Source organism: Pseudomonas libanensis, assembly GCF_001439685.1.
Taxonomy (GTDB): Bacteria; Pseudomonadota; Gammaproteobacteria; order Pseudomonadales; family Pseudomonadaceae; genus Aquipseudomonas; species Aquipseudomonas libanensis.
The window spans coordinates 77,554-97,853 of the sequence record NZ_JYLH01000017.1; the positions used below are offsets into that span (position 1 = coordinate 77,554).

At 61.3% G+C, this 20,300-nt stretch carries 17 protein-coding genes; 8 read left to right on the top strand and 9 right to left on the bottom strand.

Translation table 11 applies throughout. From position 1 onward, the window contains the following. Positions 1 to 82 precede the first annotated feature (82 nt). Entirely contained in the window at positions 83 to 562 is a 480-nt protein-coding gene (coaD, locus tag TU73_RS23320) for a pantetheine-phosphate adenylyltransferase (protein WP_003234650.1), read from the top strand. A 102-nt stretch (positions 563 to 664) separates the two neighbouring features. Next, positions 665 to 916, top strand: a complete 252-nt coding sequence (locus TU73_RS23325; protein WP_003195146.1) for a YfhL family 4Fe-4S dicluster ferredoxin — start codon at positions 665 to 667, stop codon at positions 914 to 916. A 509-nt stretch (positions 917 to 1,425) separates the two neighbouring features. On the opposite strand, the gene mutM is transcribed toward TU73_RS23325, so the two are convergent. After that, entirely contained in the window at positions 1,426 to 2,238 is an 813-nt protein-coding gene (mutM, locus tag TU73_RS23330) for a bifunctional DNA-formamidopyrimidine glycosylase/DNA-(apurinic or apyrimidinic site) lyase (RefSeq protein WP_057014188.1), read from the bottom strand. Positions 2,239 to 2,258: 20 nt separating this feature from the next. Beyond that, on the bottom strand, positions 2,259 to 3,071 hold the full coding sequence (locus TU73_RS23335) for an HDOD domain-containing protein (protein ID WP_172833449.1): 813 nt from the start codon (positions 3,069 to 3,071) through the stop codon (positions 2,259 to 2,261). A gap of 276 nt (positions 3,072 to 3,347) precedes the next feature. Between TU73_RS23335 and TU73_RS23340 the strand changes: the two genes are divergently transcribed. From TU73_RS23340 to ilvD, 3 genes are all read left to right on the top strand, one after another. Next, positions 3,348 to 4,544, top strand: a complete 1,197-nt coding sequence (locus TU73_RS23340; RefSeq protein WP_015886370.1) for a class I SAM-dependent rRNA methyltransferase — start codon at positions 3,348 to 3,350, stop codon at positions 4,542 to 4,544. A gap of 183 nt (positions 4,545 to 4,727) precedes the next feature. After that, positions 4,728 to 5,888: an MFS transporter gene (locus TU73_RS23345; RefSeq protein ID WP_057014190.1), complete on the top strand. Its 1,161-nt coding sequence runs from the start codon at positions 4,728 to 4,730 to the stop codon at positions 5,886 to 5,888. A gap of 204 nt (positions 5,889 to 6,092) precedes the next feature. Then, the gene (gene ilvD, locus TU73_RS23350) at positions 6,093 to 7,934 is read left to right on the top strand and encodes a dihydroxy-acid dehydratase (RefSeq protein ID WP_003195159.1); all 1,842 of its coding nucleotides are present in this window, start codon (positions 6,093 to 6,095) and stop codon (positions 7,932 to 7,934) included. Between the two features lie 188 nt (positions 7,935 to 8,122). On the opposite strand, the gene TU73_RS23355 is transcribed toward ilvD, so the two are convergent. From TU73_RS23355 to TU73_RS23370, 4 genes are all read right to left on the bottom strand, one after another. Then, positions 8,123 to 10,567, bottom strand: a complete 2,445-nt coding sequence (locus TU73_RS23355) for a TonB-dependent siderophore receptor (protein ID WP_057014191.1) — start codon at positions 10,565 to 10,567, stop codon at positions 8,123 to 8,125. 133 nt (positions 10,568 to 10,700) lie between these two features. After that, on the bottom strand, positions 10,701 to 11,657 hold the full coding sequence (locus TU73_RS23360) for a FecR family protein (RefSeq protein ID WP_057014192.1): 957 nt from the start codon (positions 11,655 to 11,657) through the stop codon (positions 10,701 to 10,703). Continuing rightward, positions 11,654 to 12,187: an RNA polymerase sigma factor gene (locus TU73_RS23365; protein WP_057014193.1), complete on the bottom strand. Its 534-nt coding sequence runs from the start codon at positions 12,185 to 12,187 to the stop codon at positions 11,654 to 11,656. Before TU73_RS23365 ends, TU73_RS23360 begins: the two co-directional genes overlap by 4 nt. A gap of 213 nt (positions 12,188 to 12,400) precedes the next feature. After that, a complete protein-coding gene (locus TU73_RS23370) occupies positions 12,401 to 13,462 on the bottom strand; it encodes an HAD family hydrolase (protein WP_057014194.1) in 1,062 nt (353 codons plus the stop codon). 242 nt (positions 13,463 to 13,704) lie between these two features. Between TU73_RS23370 and TU73_RS23375 the strand changes: the two genes are divergently transcribed. Then, positions 13,705 to 15,096: an L-cystine transporter gene (locus tag TU73_RS23375; RefSeq protein WP_057014195.1), complete on the top strand. Its 1,392-nt coding sequence runs from the start codon at positions 13,705 to 13,707 to the stop codon at positions 15,094 to 15,096. Positions 15,097 to 15,181: 85 nt separating this feature from the next. Here the strand turns inward: TU73_RS23375 and TU73_RS23380 are convergent, their stop codons facing one another. Beyond that, positions 15,182 to 15,694, bottom strand: coding sequence for a dihydrofolate reductase (locus TU73_RS23380; RefSeq protein WP_057014196.1), 513 nt, complete (start codon positions 15,692 to 15,694; stop codon positions 15,182 to 15,184). A gap of 69 nt (positions 15,695 to 15,763) precedes the next feature. Here TU73_RS23380 and TU73_RS23385 point away from each other — a divergent pair, with 69 nt between their 5' ends. Continuing rightward, positions 15,764 to 17,143 (top strand): DUF2868 domain-containing protein, encoded by a 1,380-nt coding sequence (locus tag TU73_RS23385; protein WP_057014197.1) that lies wholly within the window; start codon positions 15,764 to 15,766, stop codon positions 17,141 to 17,143. Next, positions 17,136 to 18,503 carry a DUF3482 domain-containing protein gene (locus TU73_RS23390; protein WP_057014198.1) on the top strand — a complete coding sequence of 456 codons (1,368 nt, stop codon included), beginning with the start codon at positions 17,136 to 17,138 and terminating at the stop codon, positions 18,501 to 18,503. Before TU73_RS23385 ends, TU73_RS23390 begins: the two co-directional genes overlap by 8 nt. Here the strand turns inward: TU73_RS23390 and TU73_RS23395 are convergent. Both TU73_RS23395 and TU73_RS23400 read right to left on the bottom strand, forming a co-directional pair. Then, on the bottom strand, positions 18,500 to 19,057 hold the full coding sequence (locus TU73_RS23395) for a phosphonate degradation HD-domain oxygenase (RefSeq protein WP_057014199.1): 558 nt from the start codon (positions 19,055 to 19,057) through the stop codon (positions 18,500 to 18,502). The genes TU73_RS23390 and TU73_RS23395 overlap by 4 nt on opposite strands. Beyond that, on the bottom strand, positions 19,054 to 20,190 hold the full coding sequence (locus TU73_RS23400) for a TIGR03364 family FAD-dependent oxidoreductase (RefSeq protein ID WP_057014200.1): 1,137 nt from the start codon (positions 20,188 to 20,190) through the stop codon (positions 19,054 to 19,056). Before TU73_RS23400 ends, TU73_RS23395 begins: the two co-directional genes overlap by 4 nt. Between the last annotated feature and the right edge of the window lie 110 nt (positions 20,191 to 20,300).

The following is a 20,300-nucleotide window of genomic DNA, read 5'->3' on the forward strand; positions in this document are numbered from 1 at the left end:
TCTATCTACATAAGTCGACTTGGCCGACCGGGATGGCTGCGATACCATCCGGTTCCCCAACGGACTCCGCCAGGACGACGCGATGAACCGAGTGTTGTACCCAGGTACCTTCGACCCGATTACCAAAGGCCATGGCGATCTGGTCGAACGCGCCTCTCGCCTGTTCGACCATGTAATCATCGCGGTCGCGGCCAGCCCCAAGAAAAACCCGCTGTTTCCCCTGGAACAGCGCGTGGAGCTGGCGCGCGAGGTCACCAGGCACCTGCCTAACGTGGAAGTGGTGGGCTTTTCGACGCTGCTGGCGCATTTCGCCAAGGAGCAGAACGCCAATGTGTTCCTGCGTGGCCTGCGCGCGGTGTCGGACTTCGAATACGAATTCCAGCTGGCCAACATGAACCGCCAACTGGCGCCGGATGTGGAAAGCCTGTTCCTCACGCCGTCGGAACGTTATTCGTTTATTTCCTCGACGTTAGTCCGTGAAATCGCGGCGTTGGGCGGAGATATCACCAAGTTCGTCCATCCTGCGGTGGCAGATGCCCTGACCCTGCGCTTCAAGAAGTAAGACCGCTCAAGCGGCGCCTGCTCGCACTGCGGGCGCCAATGCGGCACAATTGCGCGCATTAGTTTTCAGATGCCTTGGCCGTGCGCCCTGGCAGGAGTTTCCATGTCCCTGATCATCACCGACGATTGCATCAACTGCGACGTCTGCGAACCCGAGTGCCCGAACGCTGCGATCTCCCAAGGCGAAGAGATCTACGTGATCGACCCTAACCTGTGCACCCAGTGCGTCGGTCACTACGACGAACCCCAGTGCCAGCAGGTATGCCCGGTGGATTGCATTCCGCTGGATGAGGCACACCCTGAGACTGAAGAGCAGTTGATGGAGAAGTACCGCAAGATTACCGGTAAGGCCTAAGCCTCTTCATTGCCCGTAAAGGCCTCATCGCAGCATGGGTATCTACACAACTCTGACGTAGCAACTATCAGTAACCACGATGCGAAGCGAGCCGCTCTTGATCTTGATCTGCTTTTGATCTTGATCTTAGGCGCCCCGTTAAACCACGCTGGCCGGAATTCGACAGGGATTTGGGACTCTTTTCCAAAGTGACCCGCTGTAAAAGCGGAACCCTAAGTGGCCGTTGCCCAAATAACGGATATGTACTCAGTCTGATCCAACATCCTGGTCGGCTGTCAGGCCGCCATCGGGGGCAAGCCCCCTCCCACATTTGGTTCGCGGTGTATCAGTTAGATAGTTATAAGCTGCCAGGCAGCAAGCTCCCTTGTCAGAGGAGCAGCGGCGTACCAAAGTTGTGTAGATACCCATGCTCATCGCAGGCAAGCCAGCTCCCACACTTGGATATGTGAATACACTCAAATGTGGGAGCTGGCTTGCCTGCGATAGCGATATCGGCCCTCACCCAACAATCAGCTCTGACACCTTGGGCAAAACACACTCGCCCTCTGCCCCAGCACCACATTGCGCAACTCGGTCCCACAGACCTTGCACGCCTCGCCGCCACGGCCATACACGTACAGTTCCTGCTGGAAATACCCCGGCTGCCCATCGCCACCGATAAAGTCCCGCAGCGTAGTACCGCCCCGCTCGATAGCGGCGGCCAGCACCCGCTTGATCTCAATCGCCAGCTTCAGATAGCGCCCGCGTGAAATACCCCCGGCGGCGCGGCGTGGGTCAATCCCCGCTGCAAACAGCGCCTCTGTCGCATAGATATTGCCCACGCCCACCACCACCGCGTTGTCCATGATGAACGGCTTCACCGCCATCGATTTGCCGCGGGACAGCTGGAACAAGCGTTCGCCGTCAAACAGCTCGGTCAACGGCTCCGGCCCCAGGCGAATCAGCAGTTCGTGGTTGTGCGGGTCCTGGCTCCAGAGCATTGCACCGAAACGTCGAGGGTCGGTGTAGCGCAAGGCCAGGCCGGATTCGAGTTCGATGTCGACATGTTCATGCTTGAGCGCAGGCATGCCGACCTCCACCAGGCGCAGGTTGCCCGACATGCCCAAGTGACTGATCAAGGTGCCTACTTCGGCATTGATCAACAGGTACTTGGCCCGCCGTTCCACCAGCACGATGCGCTGCCCGGACAGGCGCACATCCAGGTCTTCCGGGATCGGCCAGCGCAGGCGCCGCTCACGCACCACCACGCGGCTGACACGCTGGCCTTCCAGGTGCGGGGCAATCCCGCGCCGGGTGGTTTCGACTTCTGGTAACTCGGGCATGTGTACCTCTTGAATACGGGTCAGTGCGCGCCCAGTTCGCGAATCGACAGCTTCAGGCTCTCGAAGTCATAGTCCGACAGGCCCACGTAATCCAGCACCAGATGGCCAATCGCGTTCCACTCATGGTCCACGGCCTGGTTGCCCAGCACGCGACAGGACGAACAGATATGCTCGGCCATCTTCAAAATCGCCAGCAGGTTCTTGAGCTGCGGATTGCGCGACGTCTCATCGCTGAAAATCGCCAGGGCGTTGTGGTGATTGGCGATGGCATCGGTCACATGTTCCGGCAGGCGCCAGGACTTGGCGGTGTAGTAGCCGACCACCGCATGGTTGGTGTTGAACGCGTTGTTCTCGGTGTCGACCACGCGGCGCTCGGGGCCGGCGCTGGCATAAGCCTGCTCCAGCACCGCCATGTAGTTGGGGAAACGCTTGAGCATCAGTGGCACGCCACAATCGTGGAACAGGCCCAAGGCATACGCCTCGTCCACCGCCTGGGTGCCGGTGCGCTTGGCCAGGGTGAGGCAGGTCATGGCTACATCCTGGGCGGTGTCCCAGAAGCGGTTGAGGGTGACGATGGTGTCGTCGCTCATCTCGCCCTTGATCGACAAGGCATTGATCAGGTTGATGACCGACCGACTGCCCAACAGGTTAACCGCACGCTGGATGGAGGCGATCTTGTTGCTCAAGCCGTAATACGACGAGTTGACGATCTTGAGCAACGCGCCAGACAAACCCGGGTCCTGAGCGATCAACCGTGCGATCACTTCCAGGTCCGGGTCGGGCATGTACTGCTCCATCTGCAAATCCACCATGATCTGCGGTTGGGGCGGCACGCTGATGCCTTGCAGGACCTGCTGGATCTGCTCGGCGGAAAGCTCTTGGGACATAAGTACACACTCTGGGCTAGGCGCGAATTCTAACCCTTATGCAGCCGTGACCGACACCCAAAAACCCAAGTGAAACCCGATCGAATGTGGGATCAGCTTGCCTGCGATAGCATCACCACCGTACGTCTGATACACCGCACCGCCCGCATCGCTGGCAAGCCAGCTCCCACATCAAAGAGTGCGCAAAGGGTATACTCCCGCTCTTTTTTCCGGAGCGACGTCATGTCCCTGCCAAGCCTGCGTCTCAAAGCCAACGCCGATCGTCGTTTGCGCAACGGCCACCTGTGGGTCTACAGCAACGAAATCGACGTGGCCGCCACCCCACTCCATGGCTTCCAGGCAGGTGACCAGGCGATCCTGGAAGCGGCCGGCGGCAAGACCCTGGGCATCGTGGCCATGAGCCCGAACAACCTGATCTGCGCCCGCCTGCTGTCGCGCGACATCAAGTTGCCGTTGGACAAGTCGCTGCTGGTGCACCGCCTGAACGTCGCCCTGTCCCTGCGTGACCGCCTGTTCGACAAGCCGTTCTACCGCCTGGTCTACGGTGATTCCGACCTGCTGCCGGGCTTGGTGGTCGACCGTTTCGGCGACATCCTGGTGGTACAGATCGCCTCGGCGACCATGGAAGCCCATAAAGAAGACGTGATCGCGGCCCTCACCCAGGTGCTCAAGCCCAGCGGCATCCTGTTCAAGAATGACTCCGCCGCACGTGACGCCGAAGGCCTCAACCGCTACGTCGAAACCGTGTTCGGCCTGGTGCCGGAGTGGGTGGCGCTGGAAGAAAACGGCGTTAAATTCGAAGCCCCGGTGATCCAGGGCCAGAAAACCGGCTGGTTCTACGACCACCGCATGAACCGCGCCCGCCTGGCCCCGTATGCCAAGGGCAAGCGTGTGCTCGACCTGTACAGCTATATCGGCGGCTGGGGCGTACAAGCTGCAGCGTTCGGCGCCAGTGAAGTGTTCTGCGTCGATGCGTCGGCCTTCGCCCTCGACGGCGTCGAGCGCAACGCCGCTTTGAACGGCGTTGCCGAGAAGATGACCTGCATCGAAGGCGACGTGTTCGAAGCCCTGAAAGAACTGAAAGCCAGCGAAGAACGCTTTGACGTGATCGTCGCCGACCCACCGGCCTTCATCAAACGCAAAAAAGACATGAAGAACGGCGAAGGCGCCTACCGTCGCCTTAACGAGCAAGCCATGCGCCTGCTCAGCAAGGACGGCATCCTGGTCAGTGCTTCATGCTCCATGCACCTGCCGGAAGACGATCTGCAAAACATCCTGCTGACCAGCGCCCGCCACCTGGACCGTAACATCCAGATGCTCGAACGTGGTGGCCAGGGTCCGGATCATCCGGTGCACCCGGCGATTGTCGAGACGCGCTATATCAAGAGCATTACCTGCCGGTTGCTGCCCAATAGCTAAAAATGTGGGAGGGGGCTTGCCCCCGATTGCTGTGGGTCAGCTAAAGATAAGCTGACTGTTCCACCGCTATCGGGGGCAAGCCCCCTCCCACATTTGTTATGTGTTTCTCCCAATAGTTTTGATTGAATTCCATTTTTCGCAGACTAGTATCGGTTTCTGGTTTTACTCCGGAAAACAAAAACAATGTCTGGGCCCACCCTCTCCCGCTTCACCCTCATCACCTGCATTTCCCTGATCAGCTTTTTCCCGATCAATATCCTGCTCCCTTCATTTCCCGCCCTGTCCAACCAGTTCAACACACCCAGCGCAGACATCGCGCTGTCCATCAGCTTGTTCACCCTGGTGTTTTCGATCTCGCAACTGGTCGCCGGCCCGCTGTCGGATAAATGGGGGCGCAAGGAAGTCCTGCTGGGCTGCATCACGCTGTCGATCTTTGGCGCAATAGGCTGCGCGCTGGCGTCGGACTATCTGACCTTCCTGCTGTTTCGCACGGTACAGGCCATGGGCTGCGGGTTCTTCGTGTTGGGCCATGCACTGGTGGAAGACCTTTTCGGGGAACAGGACCGCGCCCGCGTGCGCCTCTATTACATGACCTTGAGCGGCTCTTTCGTCGCGCTCTCGCCGTTGATCGGCTCCTGGCTGCAAACCACCTTCGACTGGCAAGGCAGCTTCTATGGTTTTGCGTTGATGGCGCTGGGCATGTTGATCCATGCGTTCTGTAGCCTGCCGTCGAAGTCCTCCGGCCCACACCGCGAGCCGGTATCCATCATCGGCACACTCAAGGCTGTGGCGCGCAATCGCAACTTCCTGCGCTACTGGTGGATCGCCGCCCTGGTGTTCGCCTGCTACTTCGCCTTGATCAGCGTGACACCGTTGATTTTCATGGATGCGCTGAAACTCACCGAATACCAGTACGCGCTGGTGCTGATGGTGTACGGCCTGGCCTATCTGCTCGGCGGTGTGGTGGCCTCCTATTTGCAAAAACACATCTCGCTGTCACGGCAGATCAATATCGGCCTCGGGTTGTTGCTCCTCGCCGGTGTATCGCTGGCGCTGATCGTCAGCCTTAAGGTGATCACCACCGTAACCCTGCTGTTCCCGATGCTGGTCAGCGCGCTGGCCGTCACCCTGGTGCGCCCGGCCGCGATTTCTGCGGCGATGTTGCTGTTCTCAAGCAGCGCAGGCACGGCGGCGTCAGCGGGTAACAGCATCATGTTCCTGACGGCCGCCGTCAGCAGTGCCGCTCTGGCGCAAACCGGAACCCATTTGCTGATGACCATTGCTGTCAGCTTCATTGTTTTCAGCCTGTGGGGTTGGCTGACGAATGCCAGGATCAATCGCTGACGCACCTACAGGAAGTCGGTGTAGAATCGGCCCTATTCATCGCCAGTCATCCCCCGGCGGGTTTATGAGCTCGAGGCCCAAGCACGCGGCGATCCCGCGACGCGAGTGGCAACTTCCGGACACACGGCCATTTTTCGGGTGTTCCAGTCGTCAATTAGAAGCTCACTCCCCTTTAGTACTTGATTAGCCGCCCGGAGTGCTCCAATGCCTGATTACCGCTCGAAAACATCCACCCACGGCCGCAACATGGCCGGCGCGCGCGCGCTGTGGCGTGCCACGGGGATGAAAGATGACGACTTCAAGAAGCCGATTATCGCGATTGCCAACTCGTTCACCCAGTTCGTGCCGGGCCATGTCCACCTCAAGGACCTGGGCCAACTGGTGGCCCGCGAGATCGAACGCGCCGGCGGTGTAGCGAAAGAATTCAACACCATCGCCGTGGACGACGGCATCGCCATGGGCCATGACGGCATGCTGTATTCCCTGCCGAGCCGCGAGATCATCGCCGACTCCGTGGAGTACATGGTCAACGCCCACTGCGCCGACGCCATCGTGTGCATCTCCAACTGCGACAAGATCACCCCCGGCATGTTGATGGCTGCCTTGCGCCTGAACATCCCGGTGATCTTCGTCTCCGGCGGCCCGATGGAAGCCGGCAAGACCAAGCTCGCCTCCCACGGCCTCGATCTGGTTGACGCCATGGTGATCGCCGCCGATTCCAGCGCTTCTGACGAGAAGGTCGCCGAATACGAGCGCAGCGCCTGCCCGACCTGTGGTTCGTGCTCCGGCATGTTCACCGCCAACTCGATGAACTGCCTGGTGGAAGCCTTGGGCCTGGCCTTGCCGGGCAACGGTTCCACACTGGCCACTCACAGCGACCGCGAGCAGTTGTTCCTGCAGGCCGGCCGCACCATCGTCGAGCTGTGCAAGCGTTACTACGGCGAGAACGATGAGTCAGTGTTGCCGCGCAACATTGCCAACTTCAAGGCGTTCGAAAACGCCATGACCCTGGACATCGCCATGGGCGGTTCCACCAACACCATCCTGCACTTGCTGGCCGCCGCCCAGGAAGCCGAGATCGATTTCGACCTGCGCGATATCGACCGCCTGTCCCGTCATGTGCCGCAACTGTGCAAAGTCGCTCCGAATATCCAGAAGTACCACATGGAAGACGTGCACCGCGCCGGCGGGATATTTTCGATCCTCGGCTCCCTGGCCCGCGGCGGCCTGCTGCACACCGACCTGCCGACCGTGCACAGCAAGTCCATTGCCGAAGGCATCGCCAAATGGGACATCACCCAGACTGACGACGAAGCCGTGCACACCTTCTTCAAGGCCGGCCCGGCCGGTATCCCGACCCAGACGGCCTTCAGCCAGTCGACCCGTTGGGACACCCTGGACGACGACCGTGAAAACGGCTGCATCCGCAGTGTCGAGCACGCCTACTCTCAGGAAGGCGGCCTAGCCGTGCTGTACGGCAATATCGCCCTCGACGGCTGCGTGGTGAAAACCGCGGGCGTGGATGAATCCATCCACGTCTTCGAAGGCCGCGCCAAGATCTACGAAAGCCAGGACAGCTCGGTACGCGGCATCCTCGCCGACGAGGTCAAGGAAGGCGACATCGTGATCATCCGCTACGAAGGCCCCAAAGGCGGCCCGGGTATGCAGGAGATGCTTTATCCCACGTCCTACCTGAAATCCAAAGGCCTGGGCAAAGCCTGCGCCCTGCTGACCGATGGCCGCTTCTCCGGCGGCACGTCGGGCTTGTCCATCGGCCACGCTTCCCCGGAAGCCGCTGCCGGTGGCGCGATTGGCCTGGTGCAGGATGGCGACAAAGTGCTGATCGACATTCCGAACCGCTCGATCAACCTGTTGATCAGCGATGAAGAACTGGCGGCACGCCGGGTTGAGCAGGACAAGAAGGGCTGGAAGCCGGTGGAGAAGCGTCCACGCAAGGTCACCACTGCGTTGAAGGCCTATGCCCTGCTGGCCACCAGTGCCGACAAAGGTGCTGTGCGTAACAAAGCCATGCTCGACGGCCTGTAAGCCCCGCGCATAAAAATGCCCCGCCAGGTGCGGGGCATTTTTTTGCCTGGAGATAACCCCAAGCACAATGATGATCAATATGTGGGAGGGGGCTTGCTCCCGATAGCGGTGGGTCAGCCAACATCAATGTTTGCTGGGCCGACGTCTTCGCGGGCAAGCCCCCTCCCACAGAAGTGATGCGTCAGGCTTTAGAACTGTGGGGTGTAGGTCATGGTGAACATGACATTGCGTGGGTCGCCGTAGTAGTTGCTGCCCCACGTCGCGTTATACGCAGGAATGTAGTACTTCTTGTCGAACATATTGTTCAAGTTCGCCGCCACGGTGAACTCCTGGTTGATCTTGTAGGCCACCCGCGAATCCCACAGTGCATTGCCGGGTACGCTGAAGTTGCGGTCGTAGGCTTCGGTGCTGCTTTGTGCGGTCACGCCGGCACCGACACTGAACTGCTGCCAATCGCCCGGCAACTGGTAGTCACCCCAGACCTTGAGCAGGTGCTTGGGTGTCCAGGTGCTGAAGATCTTGCCTTCGTAAGTGTTGTCCTTGAGGAACTTGGTGGTGTTGTAGGTGTAGCTGGAGGCCAGTTGCAGGCCCGGCAGCACTTCACCACTCAAGGTGGCTTCAAAGCCTTGGCTGCGGACTTTCCCCGAGGCGACCGAGCAGTACCAACCGTTGCAGTTCAGCGGCCCTTGCAGGTCTTGTACGCCACGGTTTTCCTGGTCGTAGCGGAAGATGGCAAATGACGTGTTGAGCCGACCGTCTGCCAGCTCGCCCTTGATGCCCAGCTCGTAGTTTTTGCCTTCGATAGGCTTAAGCAAGGAACCGGAGATAGTCAGGTTGGTTTGCGGCTCAAAGGCATCAGCGTAGCTTGCGTAGGCCGACCATTGTTCATTCAGGGCGTAGACCACGCCGGCGTATGGCGTGACCTTGCCGGAGGTTTGCGTGGTGCTTTTCTCTGGCGCGCCATACGTACCGCGGGAACCGCTCTGGCCTGTGTAGGAATACTCATACCAACTGGTGCGCGCGCCTAGGATAAGGGTCAAGGGGTCCAGCACTTTCACCCGCCAGGTGCCGTAGATGCCTTTCTGGCGTATGTCATACCAGCTATTCGACGCGTTGCCCTGGGCGAACAGCTGGTATTTGTCGCGCTGCGGGCGGTTGTGGTCAATGTTGAAGATATCCGCGCCCGACGTTGCAGCGCGCGCCCATTGGTCATCGGTGGTCAGTTTGGAATAGTTCGCCCCCAGCACCATCTCCTGCTGGAAGCCCAGGCCCTCGAAGGTGCCGTTTACATACACGTCCGCACCGCGGCTCTTGGTATTGAAGTCGGTGACCCAGTCCACATACCGCACGTTGCCGGCGGTGCCCGGGTTGGGGATAGCGTCCCAGGTTGCCTGGTAGGTCGCGTCGTTATGTTCATCCATGGCTACCAGCGCGGCTTTGATCTTCCAGTCATCGTTGAAGTGATGCTCCACGTCGGCGAACACCTGGGTCTGGTTATTGACCGCACGGTTCCAGCTGGCGCCGACAAAGGTAGAGCGCGGCAGACCGATATCGTTGCCGTTGGCATAACGCGGCAGCGACATGAAATTGGGGCGCGAATGCCCCTTCTGGTTGCTGATGCCCACACCGACAGTGGTGTCGGGAGTGAAGTCATAGTCCACGGCGGCGTATACCGTCTGGTTCCAGCCACCGGCGTAGTCGACGAAGGAGTTGGTGGTGTCGTAGTCCGCTACAAAGCGGCCACGCAAAGTCCCTTCGGCGTTGAGCGGGCCGCCGGCGTCGACCTGGGTGCCGTAGTGGTCCCAGGAGCCGGCCTTGGCGGTGAGGGTGACGGTCGGGTCCTGCTGGCCACGCTTGCGCACCAGGTTCATGGTGCCGCCGGGGCTGTTGGCGCCTTGCAGCAAGGCGGCCGGACCGCGCAGGGTTTCTACACGATCATAGATCGCCATGTTTTCGGTGAGGTAACTGCCCAGCGCGTAGGTATTACGTGGGATTGGTACGCCGTCGTATTGCAGGGTGCCGATTTCGAAACCACGGGAGAAGATGAACATACCCGGCCCGGGGGATTTGGTCGCCGTCAGGCCCGGGGTACGCTTGACCACCTCGGAAAGCTTGGTGGTGTTCTGGTCATCCATTTGTTTACGGGTCATGACGCTGACCGATTGCGGGATGTCCTTGAGCTTCTGCTCGCCCTTGCCCAGGGTCACCGCACCGGTGGTGTAGGAGCCATTGCCTTCGGTCGTGGCGCCCAGGTGTTCAGCGCTGATGGTAGTGGCGCCGACTTCGATAGCGCCGCCGGTGGCTACGCGCCTCTCCAGGGTCACGGTGTCGGCGTTGATAAACGCCGCACTCAAGCCCGTACCGCCAAGCAATTGCGCCAAGGCTTTGCGCTGGCCGAAATGGCCGCTCACCCCGGGCGACACCACCCCTTGGGTCAACTCACCGGACACCAGCACCTGCACGCGCGTCACCGCTGAAAATGCCGCCAGCGCGCCGTCGAGGCTTTGCCCAGGAATATCGAAACGGTAAGCCTGGGCCTGGGTGGTCTCGGCAGCTTGCAGGGATAGCGACGCAGTGCCGGTCAAGCAAATGACCAGCGCGAGCAAGGGCGATGCGGCGAATCGGTGTGCCATGGATGGAGCTCCCCGGTGCAAAAAAAGTCTGTGATCGGCGCGGCACTACTTGAGAGTGCTTACTATTTACGCCTCAGTGATCAAGGACGAATGCTCACCGGGAAACCCTGAAAGTATTTTCAAAAAGTTGCGACTACGACGCCTTGCCCTCGCGCAGCACCAGCAAATACGGGGTGTAATGCTCGGCGCGCAGGTTGAGGGTGTATTCCAGCGCCTTGATCACCGCGTCGGGTTTATCGATTTCAAACACGCCGGAGACCACGCGATTGCGCAATGCGTCGCCCAGTATCAGGGTCTTGCCCGGCCAATAACGGTTCAGCTCGCTGACCACGTCCGACAGCGGTTGCTGGCGAAACACCAGTTGCCGCTGGCGCCAGGCGAACCCGCTGGCCGCGTCGAAACCGTGGACTTCAGCCAGGCGTTGGTCTTGGTACTCCACCGCCCGTCCCGGTTCCAGATACACCGGTGTGCCACTGCCGGAACTGACCTGCACCTTGCCCTGCGCCACCTGCACGAGGGTTTGCGCATCGCGTCGCGCCACACTGAACCGGGTGCCGACCACCTTCACCCAGCCGTCGCCGGACTGCACCACGAACGGTCGCGCCGGGTCCCTGGCCACCTCGAAGAAACCTTCGCCGCGCAACAAGCGCACCTGGCGCTCACCTGCACTCATGCGCACCTGTATGGCACTGTCGGTATTAAGCTGCAGGTGGGAGCCATCGGCCAGTTCGATGTTGCGTGACTCGCCGGTGCCGGTGGCATAGTCCGCACGCATGCGGTCAAGCCAAGGTGTGTTTTGCACAGTCAGGCCCACCGCCAGCAGCACGGCCGCGGCGCAGGCCCAGCGCGACCAGCGCCGTACGGGCTTGCGCCAGGCAGCCTGTTCGGCGCGGCGAACTACCCGCGCCGGTTCATGCAGGCCACCGAGCATCGCCTGCACTTCCTGCCAGGCGGCATTCCGGGCATCGCCCTGCTCCAGCCAGATGGCGAAAGCCTGCAGTTCGCTAGGTGTGACATCCTCGGCCTGCAGGCGGAAATACCAGGCGGATGCTTCGTCGAACAGTTCGTCGGCTGTGGGGGTAGCGGTCATGACCGACGTCCTTGTTCATCACAGGCAAGCCGCTTCTTGATAAAGCCACGGCATTCAATCAAGGCGCGACGCAATTGGTATTCCACACTGCGCGGACTGATCGACAGGCGTTCGCCGATCTCGCGATAGGAGAGTTCGTCGACATGATAGAGCAGGAAGATCTGTCGAGTCGCTTCGGGCAACGCCAAAATCGCATCCTGCATCATCTGTTGCTGTTGATAGGCAGCCAATTGCTCGTCGATACCCGGGTTGTTGCACGGCAATTCCTCGCTGGGCTCGCCGCCATCCAGGCGTTCGCGGCGAATGGCCTGACGCTGGTGATCGCGCACCAGGTTGCTGGCGATAGTGAAGAGGAAGGCCGGTAGATTGTCGATTTTATCGCCACAGTCCATGCGAGCCAGGCGCAGGAACGACTCTTGGGTCAGGTCGGCGGCCACTTGGGCACTGCCGGTGCGGCGAGTGACGAAGGCTTCGAGGGCTTTCTTCTGCTCCGCGAACAGACGCGCGATCTGCGAATTCCAGGAGAGCACGGCACTACCTTGAGAAGAACATGGGGTTCAGGAGGTGTGCACGCTAGCAGAGGATGAGATTGGTTCGCAATTGATATCTATTTTTGCACAGAGACTGCTGTGTTCTTGAAGCCGCCTTCGCGAGCAAGCCCGCTCCCACATTTGACCGCATTCTCAGGTTGAGACTCGGTCGAATGTGGGAGGGGGCTTGCCCCCGATGGCAGCGACGCGGTCCTACTGAATCTCCTCCGGCTTGACGATCACCCAGTTCTTGTCCGCCGTCACCGGCAACCCTTCCTTGGCCTGCGCCGCCGCGTGCTTGGCGATCATGCCGTTAAGCTGGGTCATGTATTTGTCCTTGCGGTTGATCCACAAATGGATGCCGCCCTTGGCCACGTCCACATCGTGGAACAGCATGTAACCGTCGCTGGTGGGGGTATCACCGCCGACAATCAGCGGCTTTTTCCATTCGTCGATGTAGGTGAGGATCGCCGCGTGCTTGCCGGCCATCCAGGTTGCCGGGGTCCACAGGTAGGGGGTCAGTTCCAGGCCGAGGTTGGCGTTCTGGTCATACTTGCCGGCGGCGATCTGCTTGCGTGCGGTGGTCAGCTCGCCGGTCTTGCGATCCTTGAGCAGAGTGCTGACGCCGATGACGTTCTCGGGCTTGACGTTGTAGCCGTACTTCGGATCGGCGGCGACCATGCGCACCAACTCCTCGGAAGCGGCGGTCATCACGTACACCTCGATGCCGTTTTCCATCAGTTTGTTGTATAGCTCGGCCTGGCCGGTGAAGACTTTCGGCGGCTGCACTTCGGACTGCTTCACCGCGTCGCCTTCGAAGTAACTGACCGGCACCGGCTTGCCGGACGCCATCAACTCGTCCACCTGGACCTTGAGCTCTTTGAGGGTGAAGCCGGAGAACACCTGGGCGACCCACGGATAGCAGACCATGTCGTCGACTTCACAAAGGCGATAGTAGTAACTGAACAGACTTTCCTTATGGTCGGCGGTGTCCTTGAACGGCATCAGCTTAAGCGAAGGATCGAGGCTGTCACGGGTGATCAGGCCTTTGTTTTCCATGTACGGCAGCAGGGACTCTTCGAGGTCGTAGCGGTAGCTGGTGTTGTCCATGTCGAACACCGCGTAGTTACCCTTGTTGGCGTTGGCGGCGATCATTTCGTTGAGTTGTTTAGCGGCAGGTGCCGGCCAGTGTTTCAACTCAGTGGCGGCAAACGCCTGGCTGGCGAGCCCGAGGCAAAAGGCGGCGGATACCAATAGTTTCGGCGCGAGCTTCATAGGCGTTGTCTCCCTCAAGTGAAAGACATCGACGCTAACAAATCCTTATGACAGTTATCGCCCGGGCACGACCGCGGACGTCGCGATTGCGCCAAGGGCATATACCTGAGCGTCAAACGCTTATTCCAAAAACGACAGTAGCCATTCCATATCGGTATTAAATCAATATATTTCATGCTGTTAGGCTTGCCGGTTCGCAATCGCAGGCTCACGCGATTGGCTGTCTTCTCAACGGAGCTTCAATGAATCTGCCCCTGATTCTCAATTTATTGGTGTTCGTGGCCCTGTTGCTGGGCCTGGCACAAACCCGCCGTACCAACTGGAGCCTGGCCAAGAAGGTGCTGTTTGCCCTGGTGCTCGGCGTGCTGTTCGGTGCGGCTTTGCATACGATCTACGGCGACGGTAACCCGGTGCTCAAAGCCTCGATCGGCTGGTTTGACCTGGTCGGCAACGGCTATGTGCAACTGCTGCAAATGATCGTGATCCCGCTGGTGTTCGCCTCAATTCTCAGTGCCGTGGCGCGCCTGCATAACGCCTCTTCTCTGGGCAAGATCAGCTTCCTGACCATCGGCACGCTGCTGTTCACCACTGCCATCGCGGCCCTGATCGGTATCGGCCTGACCAACCTGTTCGGCCTCACCGCCGAAGGCCTGGTGGCCGGCACTCAGGAAATGGCGCGCCTGCAAGTGATCCAGAGTGATTACGCAGGTAAGGTCGCCGACCTGAATATCCCGCAGTTGCTGCTGTCGTTCGTACCCGCCAACCCGTTCGCCGACCTGGCCCGGGCCAAGCCGACGTCGATCATCAGCGTAGTGATTTTCGCCGCGTTCCTGGGGGTTGCCGCACTGCAACTGCTCAAGGATGACGTGGAGAAAGGCCAGAAAGTCCTTAATGCCATCGACACCCTGCAAGCCTGGGTGATGCGCCTGGTGCGCCTGGTGATGAAGCTGACCCCATATGGCGTGCTGGCACTGATGACCAAGGTGGTCGCCGGTTCCAACCTGCAAGACATCATCAAGCTCGGCAGTTTCGTGGTGGTGTCGTACCTGGCCCTGGGCCTGATGTTCGTGGTGCACGGCCTGCTGCTGTCCGTGGCCGGGATCAACCCGCTGCGCTTCTTCCGCAAGGTCTGGCCGGTGCTGACCTTTGCCTTTACCAGCCGCTCCAGCGCAGCGAGCATCCCGCTGAGCATCGAGGCACAGACCCGTCGCCTGGGTATCCCGCAATCTATCGCCGGCTTCGCCGCCTCGTTTGGCGCGACCATCGGCCAGAACGGTTGCGCAGGTCTTTACCCGGCGATGTTGGCGGTGATGGTCGCGCCGACCGTGGGCATCAACCCGTTGGACCCGCTGTGGATCGCGACCCTGGTAGCGATTGTGACCTTGAGTTCGGCGGGCGTTGCCGGCGTGGGCGGTGGTGCGACCTTTGCCGCGCTGATCGTACTGCCGGCCATGGGCTTGCCGGTATCACTGGTGGCGCTGCTGATTTCCGTGGAGCCGCTGATCGACATGGGCCGCACGGCGTTGAACGTCAATGGTTCGATGACGGCGGGGGCGATTACCAGCCAGATCATGGGGCAGACGGATAAAGCGTTGCTGGATGCCGATGAGCATGCCGAGTTAGCGCAGGTCTGATAGACCGCTATCGCAGGCAAGCCAGCTCCCACATTTGAATGTATTCACACATCAAAATGTGGGAGCTGGCTTGCCTGCGATGCTTTTAGGCTTTTTCCCAGACTTCGAAGTTGTAGGCCGGCTTATCGCCTTCAGCTGGATTCTCGACATTCGACACCAGCTTCCACTGGTTCGTATCAAACTCTGGAAACCACGCATCCCCTTCCGGGCTCAGCGCCACGCGGGTCAGGTACAAGCGATCGGCCTGTTCCAGCCCCTGCGCATACAACTGCGCGCCGCCGATCAGCATCAGCTCGTCCACGCCTTGCGCCTTGGCCCATTCCTCAGCCCGTTCTACCGCCGCTTCCAGTGACGGAAAAACTTGCGCACCTTCCAGCACAAGATCGGTCTGACGGCTGACCACCAGGTTCAAGCGCCCCGGCAGCGGTCGGCCCAGGGAGTCCCAGGTCTTGCGTCCCATGATGATCGGCTTGCCGAGCGTGGTGGCCTTGAAATATTTGAAATCCCCCGGCAAATGCCAGGGCATGCTGTTGTCGACGCCGATCACGCGGTTTTCACCGAGGGCTGCGATCAGGCTTAAAGGGAGAGTTTTTTTCATGGCGACGAGAATACCAGAGGCGCGAGCCAGCGGTTATGCTCCAACCTCACTGAAACAACAGGATGGCGCGTGACTGCACTGAACCCCCTGCACAAACTCTGGCTGACAGAAACCGTGCGCCTGCGTGAAGAACACGCCGGCCCCCTGGAAGACCTGGAAGCCAACCGCCTGGCCCGCACGGCCGGTGGTGACCTGCCGACGCGCATCCAGCAGCGTGCGCTGCACCTGGCCGAACGCGATGGCTTGACCGCCGCGCTCAGCCGCTGGCTGCAAGGCGCACGCCTGGCGCTGGTGTTACTGGCGGTGGTCGCCGTCATCAGCGGCGCCGGTCTGGCGTTCGCCGCGCTGGGCAATGGCCTGGCCCCGGTGAATGTGTTCTGGGCCTTGGGCAGCCTGCTCGGCCTGAACCTGATCTTGCTGATCAGTTGGGCCGTGGGCCTGCTGTTTGCTGGCGAACACAGCGCCAGCCTTGGCCGGCTGTGGTTGTGGCTCAGCGAGAAACTGGCGCGTGACGCCAAGGCCGCGCAACTGGCCCCGGCGCTGTTGCTGTTGCTGCAGCGGCAAAAACTCAATCGCTGGGCGGTGGGTGTGCTGGTCAACAGCTTGTGGTTGCTGGCCTTGCTCAGCGCCCTGGTGATCCTGCTGACCTTGCTCGCCACCCGTCGCTACGGCTTTGTGTGGGAAACCACCATTCTCGGCGCCGATACCTTTGTCGCCGTGACCCAGGCCCTGGGCACACTCCCTGCTCTGCTGGGTTTCAATGTGCCCACCGTGGAGATGATCCGTGCCAGCGGCGATTCGGCGCTGAATATCGAAAGCGCCCGCCAGGCCTGGGCCGCCTGGCTGGTGGGTGTGCTGCTGGTCTACGGCCTGCTGCCGCGGTTGATCCTTGCCCTGCTGTGCCTGTGGCGATGGAAGCGCGGGCGCGCAGCGTTGGGCCTGGACATCAACCTGCCCGGCTACGCCCAACTGCGCGAGCGCCTGATGCCCAGCAGCGAGCGCCTCGGGGTCAACGATGCGGCGCCCGAGCAGTTGCACCCGATCAGCGGCGGCGTGAGCGAGCTGGAGAGCGACGGCGCCTTGCTGGTCGCCATCGAACTCGACGACCAACACCCTTGGCCACCCAAACTGCCCGCCAACGTCAAGACGGCCGGCATCCTCGACAGCCGCGAATCGCGTAACAAACTGCTGGAGCAACTCAGCCGCTTCCCGCCCGCACGCCTGACCATCGCCTGCGACCCGCGCCGCTCGCCGGACCGTGGCAGCCTGGCGCTGATCGCCGAGCTGGCACGCAGCGCCACCGCCACCCGCGTATGGCTGCTGCAGGCACCACCGGGCCAGGCGCTGGACGCCGAGCGCCTGGGCGACTGGCATGCCGCGTTGCAACAGCTTGAAGTGTCGTTTGCCGATTGTGCGCCGCTGAGCTGGCTGGAGACCGGTCATGACTAAACCGCTGAAACTCGCCGTGGTCGGCCATACCAACGTGGGCAAAACCTCACTGTTGCGCACCCTCACCCGCGATGTCGGCTTTGGCGAAGTGTCCCATCGCCCCAGTACCACGCGACATGTGGAAGGTGCGCGCCTATCGGTAGATGGCGAAGCCTTGCTGGAGCTGTACGACACCCCCGGCCTGGAAGACGCCATCGCCCTGCTCGATTACCTGGAGCGCCTCGACCGCCCCGGCGAACGCCTGGATGGCCCTGCGCGGCTGGCGCGTTTCCTGGAAGGCAGCGAGGCGCGCCAGCGTTTCGAACAGGAAGCCAAGGTGTTGCGCCAACTGCTGGCATCGGACGCTGGCCTGTATGTAATCGACGCCCGCGAACCGGTACTGGCCAAGTACCGTGACGAGCTGCAGGTGCTGGCCAGTTGTGGCAAGCCGTTGTTGCCGGTGCTCAACTTCGTCAGCAGCAGTGACCACCGCGAACCGGACTGGCGCGAAGCCCTGGCCCGCCTCGGCCTGCATGCGCTGGTGCGTTTCGACAGCGTGGCACCGCCCGAAGACGGCGAACGCCGGCTGTATGAAAGCCTGGCCTTGCTGTTGGAAAACTCACGGCCACAGTTGGAGCGCCTGATCCTCGATCAAGAGGCCCAGCGCCAGGCTCGCCAGCAAAGCGCCGCACGGCTGATCGCCGAGTTGCTGATCGACTGCGCCGCCTGCCGGCGCAGTGTGACAACCGAGGATGAGCCTCAAGCCATCAGCGATTTACGCAAGGCCGTGCGCCAGCGCGAGCAAAAGTGCGTCGAAGCCCTGCTCAAACTGTTCGGCTTCCGCCCTCAGGACGCCGCCGCCAGCGACTTGCCACTGCTGGACGGGCGCTGGGGCGACGACCTGTTCAACCCCGAAACCCTCAAGCAACTGGGCGTGCGGGTGGGTGGCGGGATCGCCGCCGGCGCAGCCGCCGGTGCGGGCGTGGACCTCCTGGTCGGCGGCCTGACGCTGGGCGCTGCTGCCCTGGCGGGCGCGATTGCCGGCGGTGCGCTGCAAACCGCGCGCAGCTACGGCAGCCGCCTGATGGGCAAGATCAAGGGCCAACGCGAACTCACCGTCGATGACAGCGTGCTGCGCCTGCTCGCCCTGCGCCAGCGCCAGTTGCTCAAGGCCCTGAACCTGCGCGGCCATGCGGCAATGCACAGCATCAAGGTCGACACACCCCAGGACAAAACCTGGCGCGAGGGCAAACTGCCCGACGCCTTGAACAAGGCCCGCGCCTATCCGCAATGGTCGTCCCTCAATCCCCACGCCAAACTAAGCCAGGCCGAGCGTCAAGAACAGGTCGAAGCCCTTGCCATGCGCCTCGACGAGACCTAAGCAGTCATCAGCACCTGCCGGGCCTTGGCCTTAAGCACCTCAAGGTCCAGCATCGGCACCTGCATTTGCTTGGCCTGCTCGTCCCAGTGGCGCATACGCAAGCTCACGGCATACAACGGGTCTTGCTCAAAGGCCCGGGCCTCTTCGGCGCTCATGACGCCGCCCTGATAACCCAGGGTGCGACGGCTGGCTTCGCTCAAGCGGGCGAAATAGTCCGGTTGGCTGAAGGTCAGGTAACGCTTGGCCTGGACGTGGTATTCCACCAGCCTGGCCAGGCGTTCGCTGAAGCCTGCGCGGCGCAGGTAATCGGCGCCCAGCCGCTCGTGGCTGACCACGCCATAACCGCCCATGTTCGCGCCGCCCTGGCCGCAGAGATGGCCGATGTCGTGGAAAAACGCCGCCAGCACCACCTCGTCGTCAAAACCTTCGGCCATGGCCAATTGCGCGGCCTGGGACATGTGCTCGATTTGCGACACCGGCTCGCCGATGTAGTCAGCCGTGCCATGTTGCTCGTACAAGCCAAACACCTGGGTAATCGCCTGTTCCGGGCTCATCGCGTCGCGCCCCACAGTGTGCTGATATTACGCTCGGCCATCGCCGGCCCCACGCTCATGCCTACGCCGGTGTGCATCAATGCAGCGCTGACGCCGGGTGCCGCCTGCACAAACGAAAACGGCCCAGGCCCGCGCGAACCGTAGACACCCTGCCAGCGCTCGACCACCTGAACCTTGCAACCCAGGGTCTGCTGCGCCAGTTCGATCAGCCAGTCATCCACCTGCTCGGCATTGAAGGGCGACGGATCGCTGTCGTAATGGTGGGAATCACCGATGATCAACTCGCCATGGGGCGTAGGGCTGATCAACAGGTGAATGCCGTGTTCATGCAGGTGCGGCGTTTCGCGCAGGATCTGCGCCTGCACCGCGGCCGCTTGCGGCAGGTCGGCAAAGGCGCCGTAGTGCACGCAGCTCAGGCCGGTGAGCAAGGCATGTTGCAGGTTCAGGTTGACCACCGGCCGGGCACGCAGCATTTGCAGGCGACAGGTTTGCGGGTTGAGCGCGGCGATGGCGTCGGCCAGCAGGGTCTGATAATCGTGGCCGGAGCAGACGATGATCTGGTCGCCGCGAAAGCTGCCCGCCGTGCTGTGCAACTGGCTCGGTTCAACCTCGCGCACCAGGGTGGAGAAATGAAACCCCACGTTGAGCGCCTGGCTCAGGTAATGGATCAGCGCCGGGATGGCCTCGCGGGAATACAGTTGCTGATCGTCCTTGCCATGCAGTGCGGCGCGGTGATGGCGGAACTGGCCGGCGTACAGGTTGTTCATGGCCGCGCCCTGCAGCAGCTCGACGTTGTAGCCATATTCCTGCGCTCGCCCGGTGTAGAAGGCTTCGAGCAGATGCTCTTCGGCTTCGGTGCGGGCGAACAGGTAAGAGCCCTTGCGTTTGAGCGCCAGGCCCGCCGCTTGCGCCCAGTGGCCCCAGATTTCGCGGCTTTCCCGCGCCAGGTCGAGCATTGGCCCCGGTGGTTGGCCGGTGACCAGGGCCTGGCCGAAGTTGCGTACGGAGGCGCCCAGGGGGGTGGCGCTGCGCTCGAACACCTTGACCTTGAGGCCGCGTTTGGCGGCGGCATAGGCGTGGGAGAGGCCGAGGATGCCGGCACCGACGATCAGTAAATCGCTGTGTTGTGTCATGACATGATGTTCCTTTCCTTGAGGCCGCTATCGCAGGCAAGCCAGCTTCCACACTTGAACGGGTTCACACATCAAAATGTGGGAGCTGGCTTGCCTGCGATGAGGCCATC

Coding starts and splice junctions, on each gene's coding strand:
- TU73_RS23340 (WP_015886370.1), top strand. CDS start 3,348: ATGTCCCTGCCAAGCCTGCGTCTCAAAGCCAACGCCGATCGTCGTTTG.
- TU73_RS23395 (WP_057014199.1), bottom strand. CDS start 19,057: ATGAGCCCGGAACAGGCGATTACCCAGGTGTTTGGCTTGTACGAGCAA.
- TU73_RS23360 (WP_057014192.1), bottom strand. CDS start 11,657: ATGACCGCTACCCCCACAGCCGACGAACTGTTCGACGAAGCATCCGCC.
- TU73_RS23345 (WP_057014190.1), top strand. CDS start 4,728: ATGTCTGGGCCCACCCTCTCCCGCTTCACCCTCATCACCTGCATTTCC.
- ilvD (WP_003195159.1), top strand. CDS start 6,093: ATGCCTGATTACCGCTCGAAAACATCCACCCACGGCCGCAACATGGCC.
- TU73_RS23370 (WP_057014194.1), bottom strand. CDS start 13,462: ATGAAGCTCGCGCCGAAACTATTGGTATCCGCCGCCTTTTGCCTCGGG.
- mutM (WP_057014188.1), bottom strand. CDS start 2,238: ATGCCCGAGTTACCAGAAGTCGAAACCACCCGGCGCGGGATTGCCCCG.
- TU73_RS23400 (WP_057014200.1), bottom strand. CDS start 20,190: ATGACACAACACAGCGATTTACTGATCGTCGGTGCCGGCATCCTCGGC.
- TU73_RS23380 (WP_057014196.1), bottom strand. CDS start 15,694: ATGAAAAAAACTCTCCCTTTAAGCCTGATCGCAGCCCTCGGTGAAAAC.
- TU73_RS23375 (WP_057014195.1), top strand. CDS start 13,705: ATGAATCTGCCCCTGATTCTCAATTTATTGGTGTTCGTGGCCCTGTTG.
- coaD (WP_003234650.1), top strand. CDS start 83: ATGAACCGAGTGTTGTACCCAGGTACCTTCGACCCGATTACCAAAGGC.
- TU73_RS23355 (WP_057014191.1), bottom strand. CDS start 10,567: ATGGCACACCGATTCGCCGCATCGCCCTTGCTCGCGCTGGTCATTTGC.
- TU73_RS23325 (WP_003195146.1), top strand. CDS start 665: ATGTCCCTGATCATCACCGACGATTGCATCAACTGCGACGTCTGCGAA.
- TU73_RS23390 (WP_057014198.1), top strand. CDS start 17,136: ATGACTAAACCGCTGAAACTCGCCGTGGTCGGCCATACCAACGTGGGC.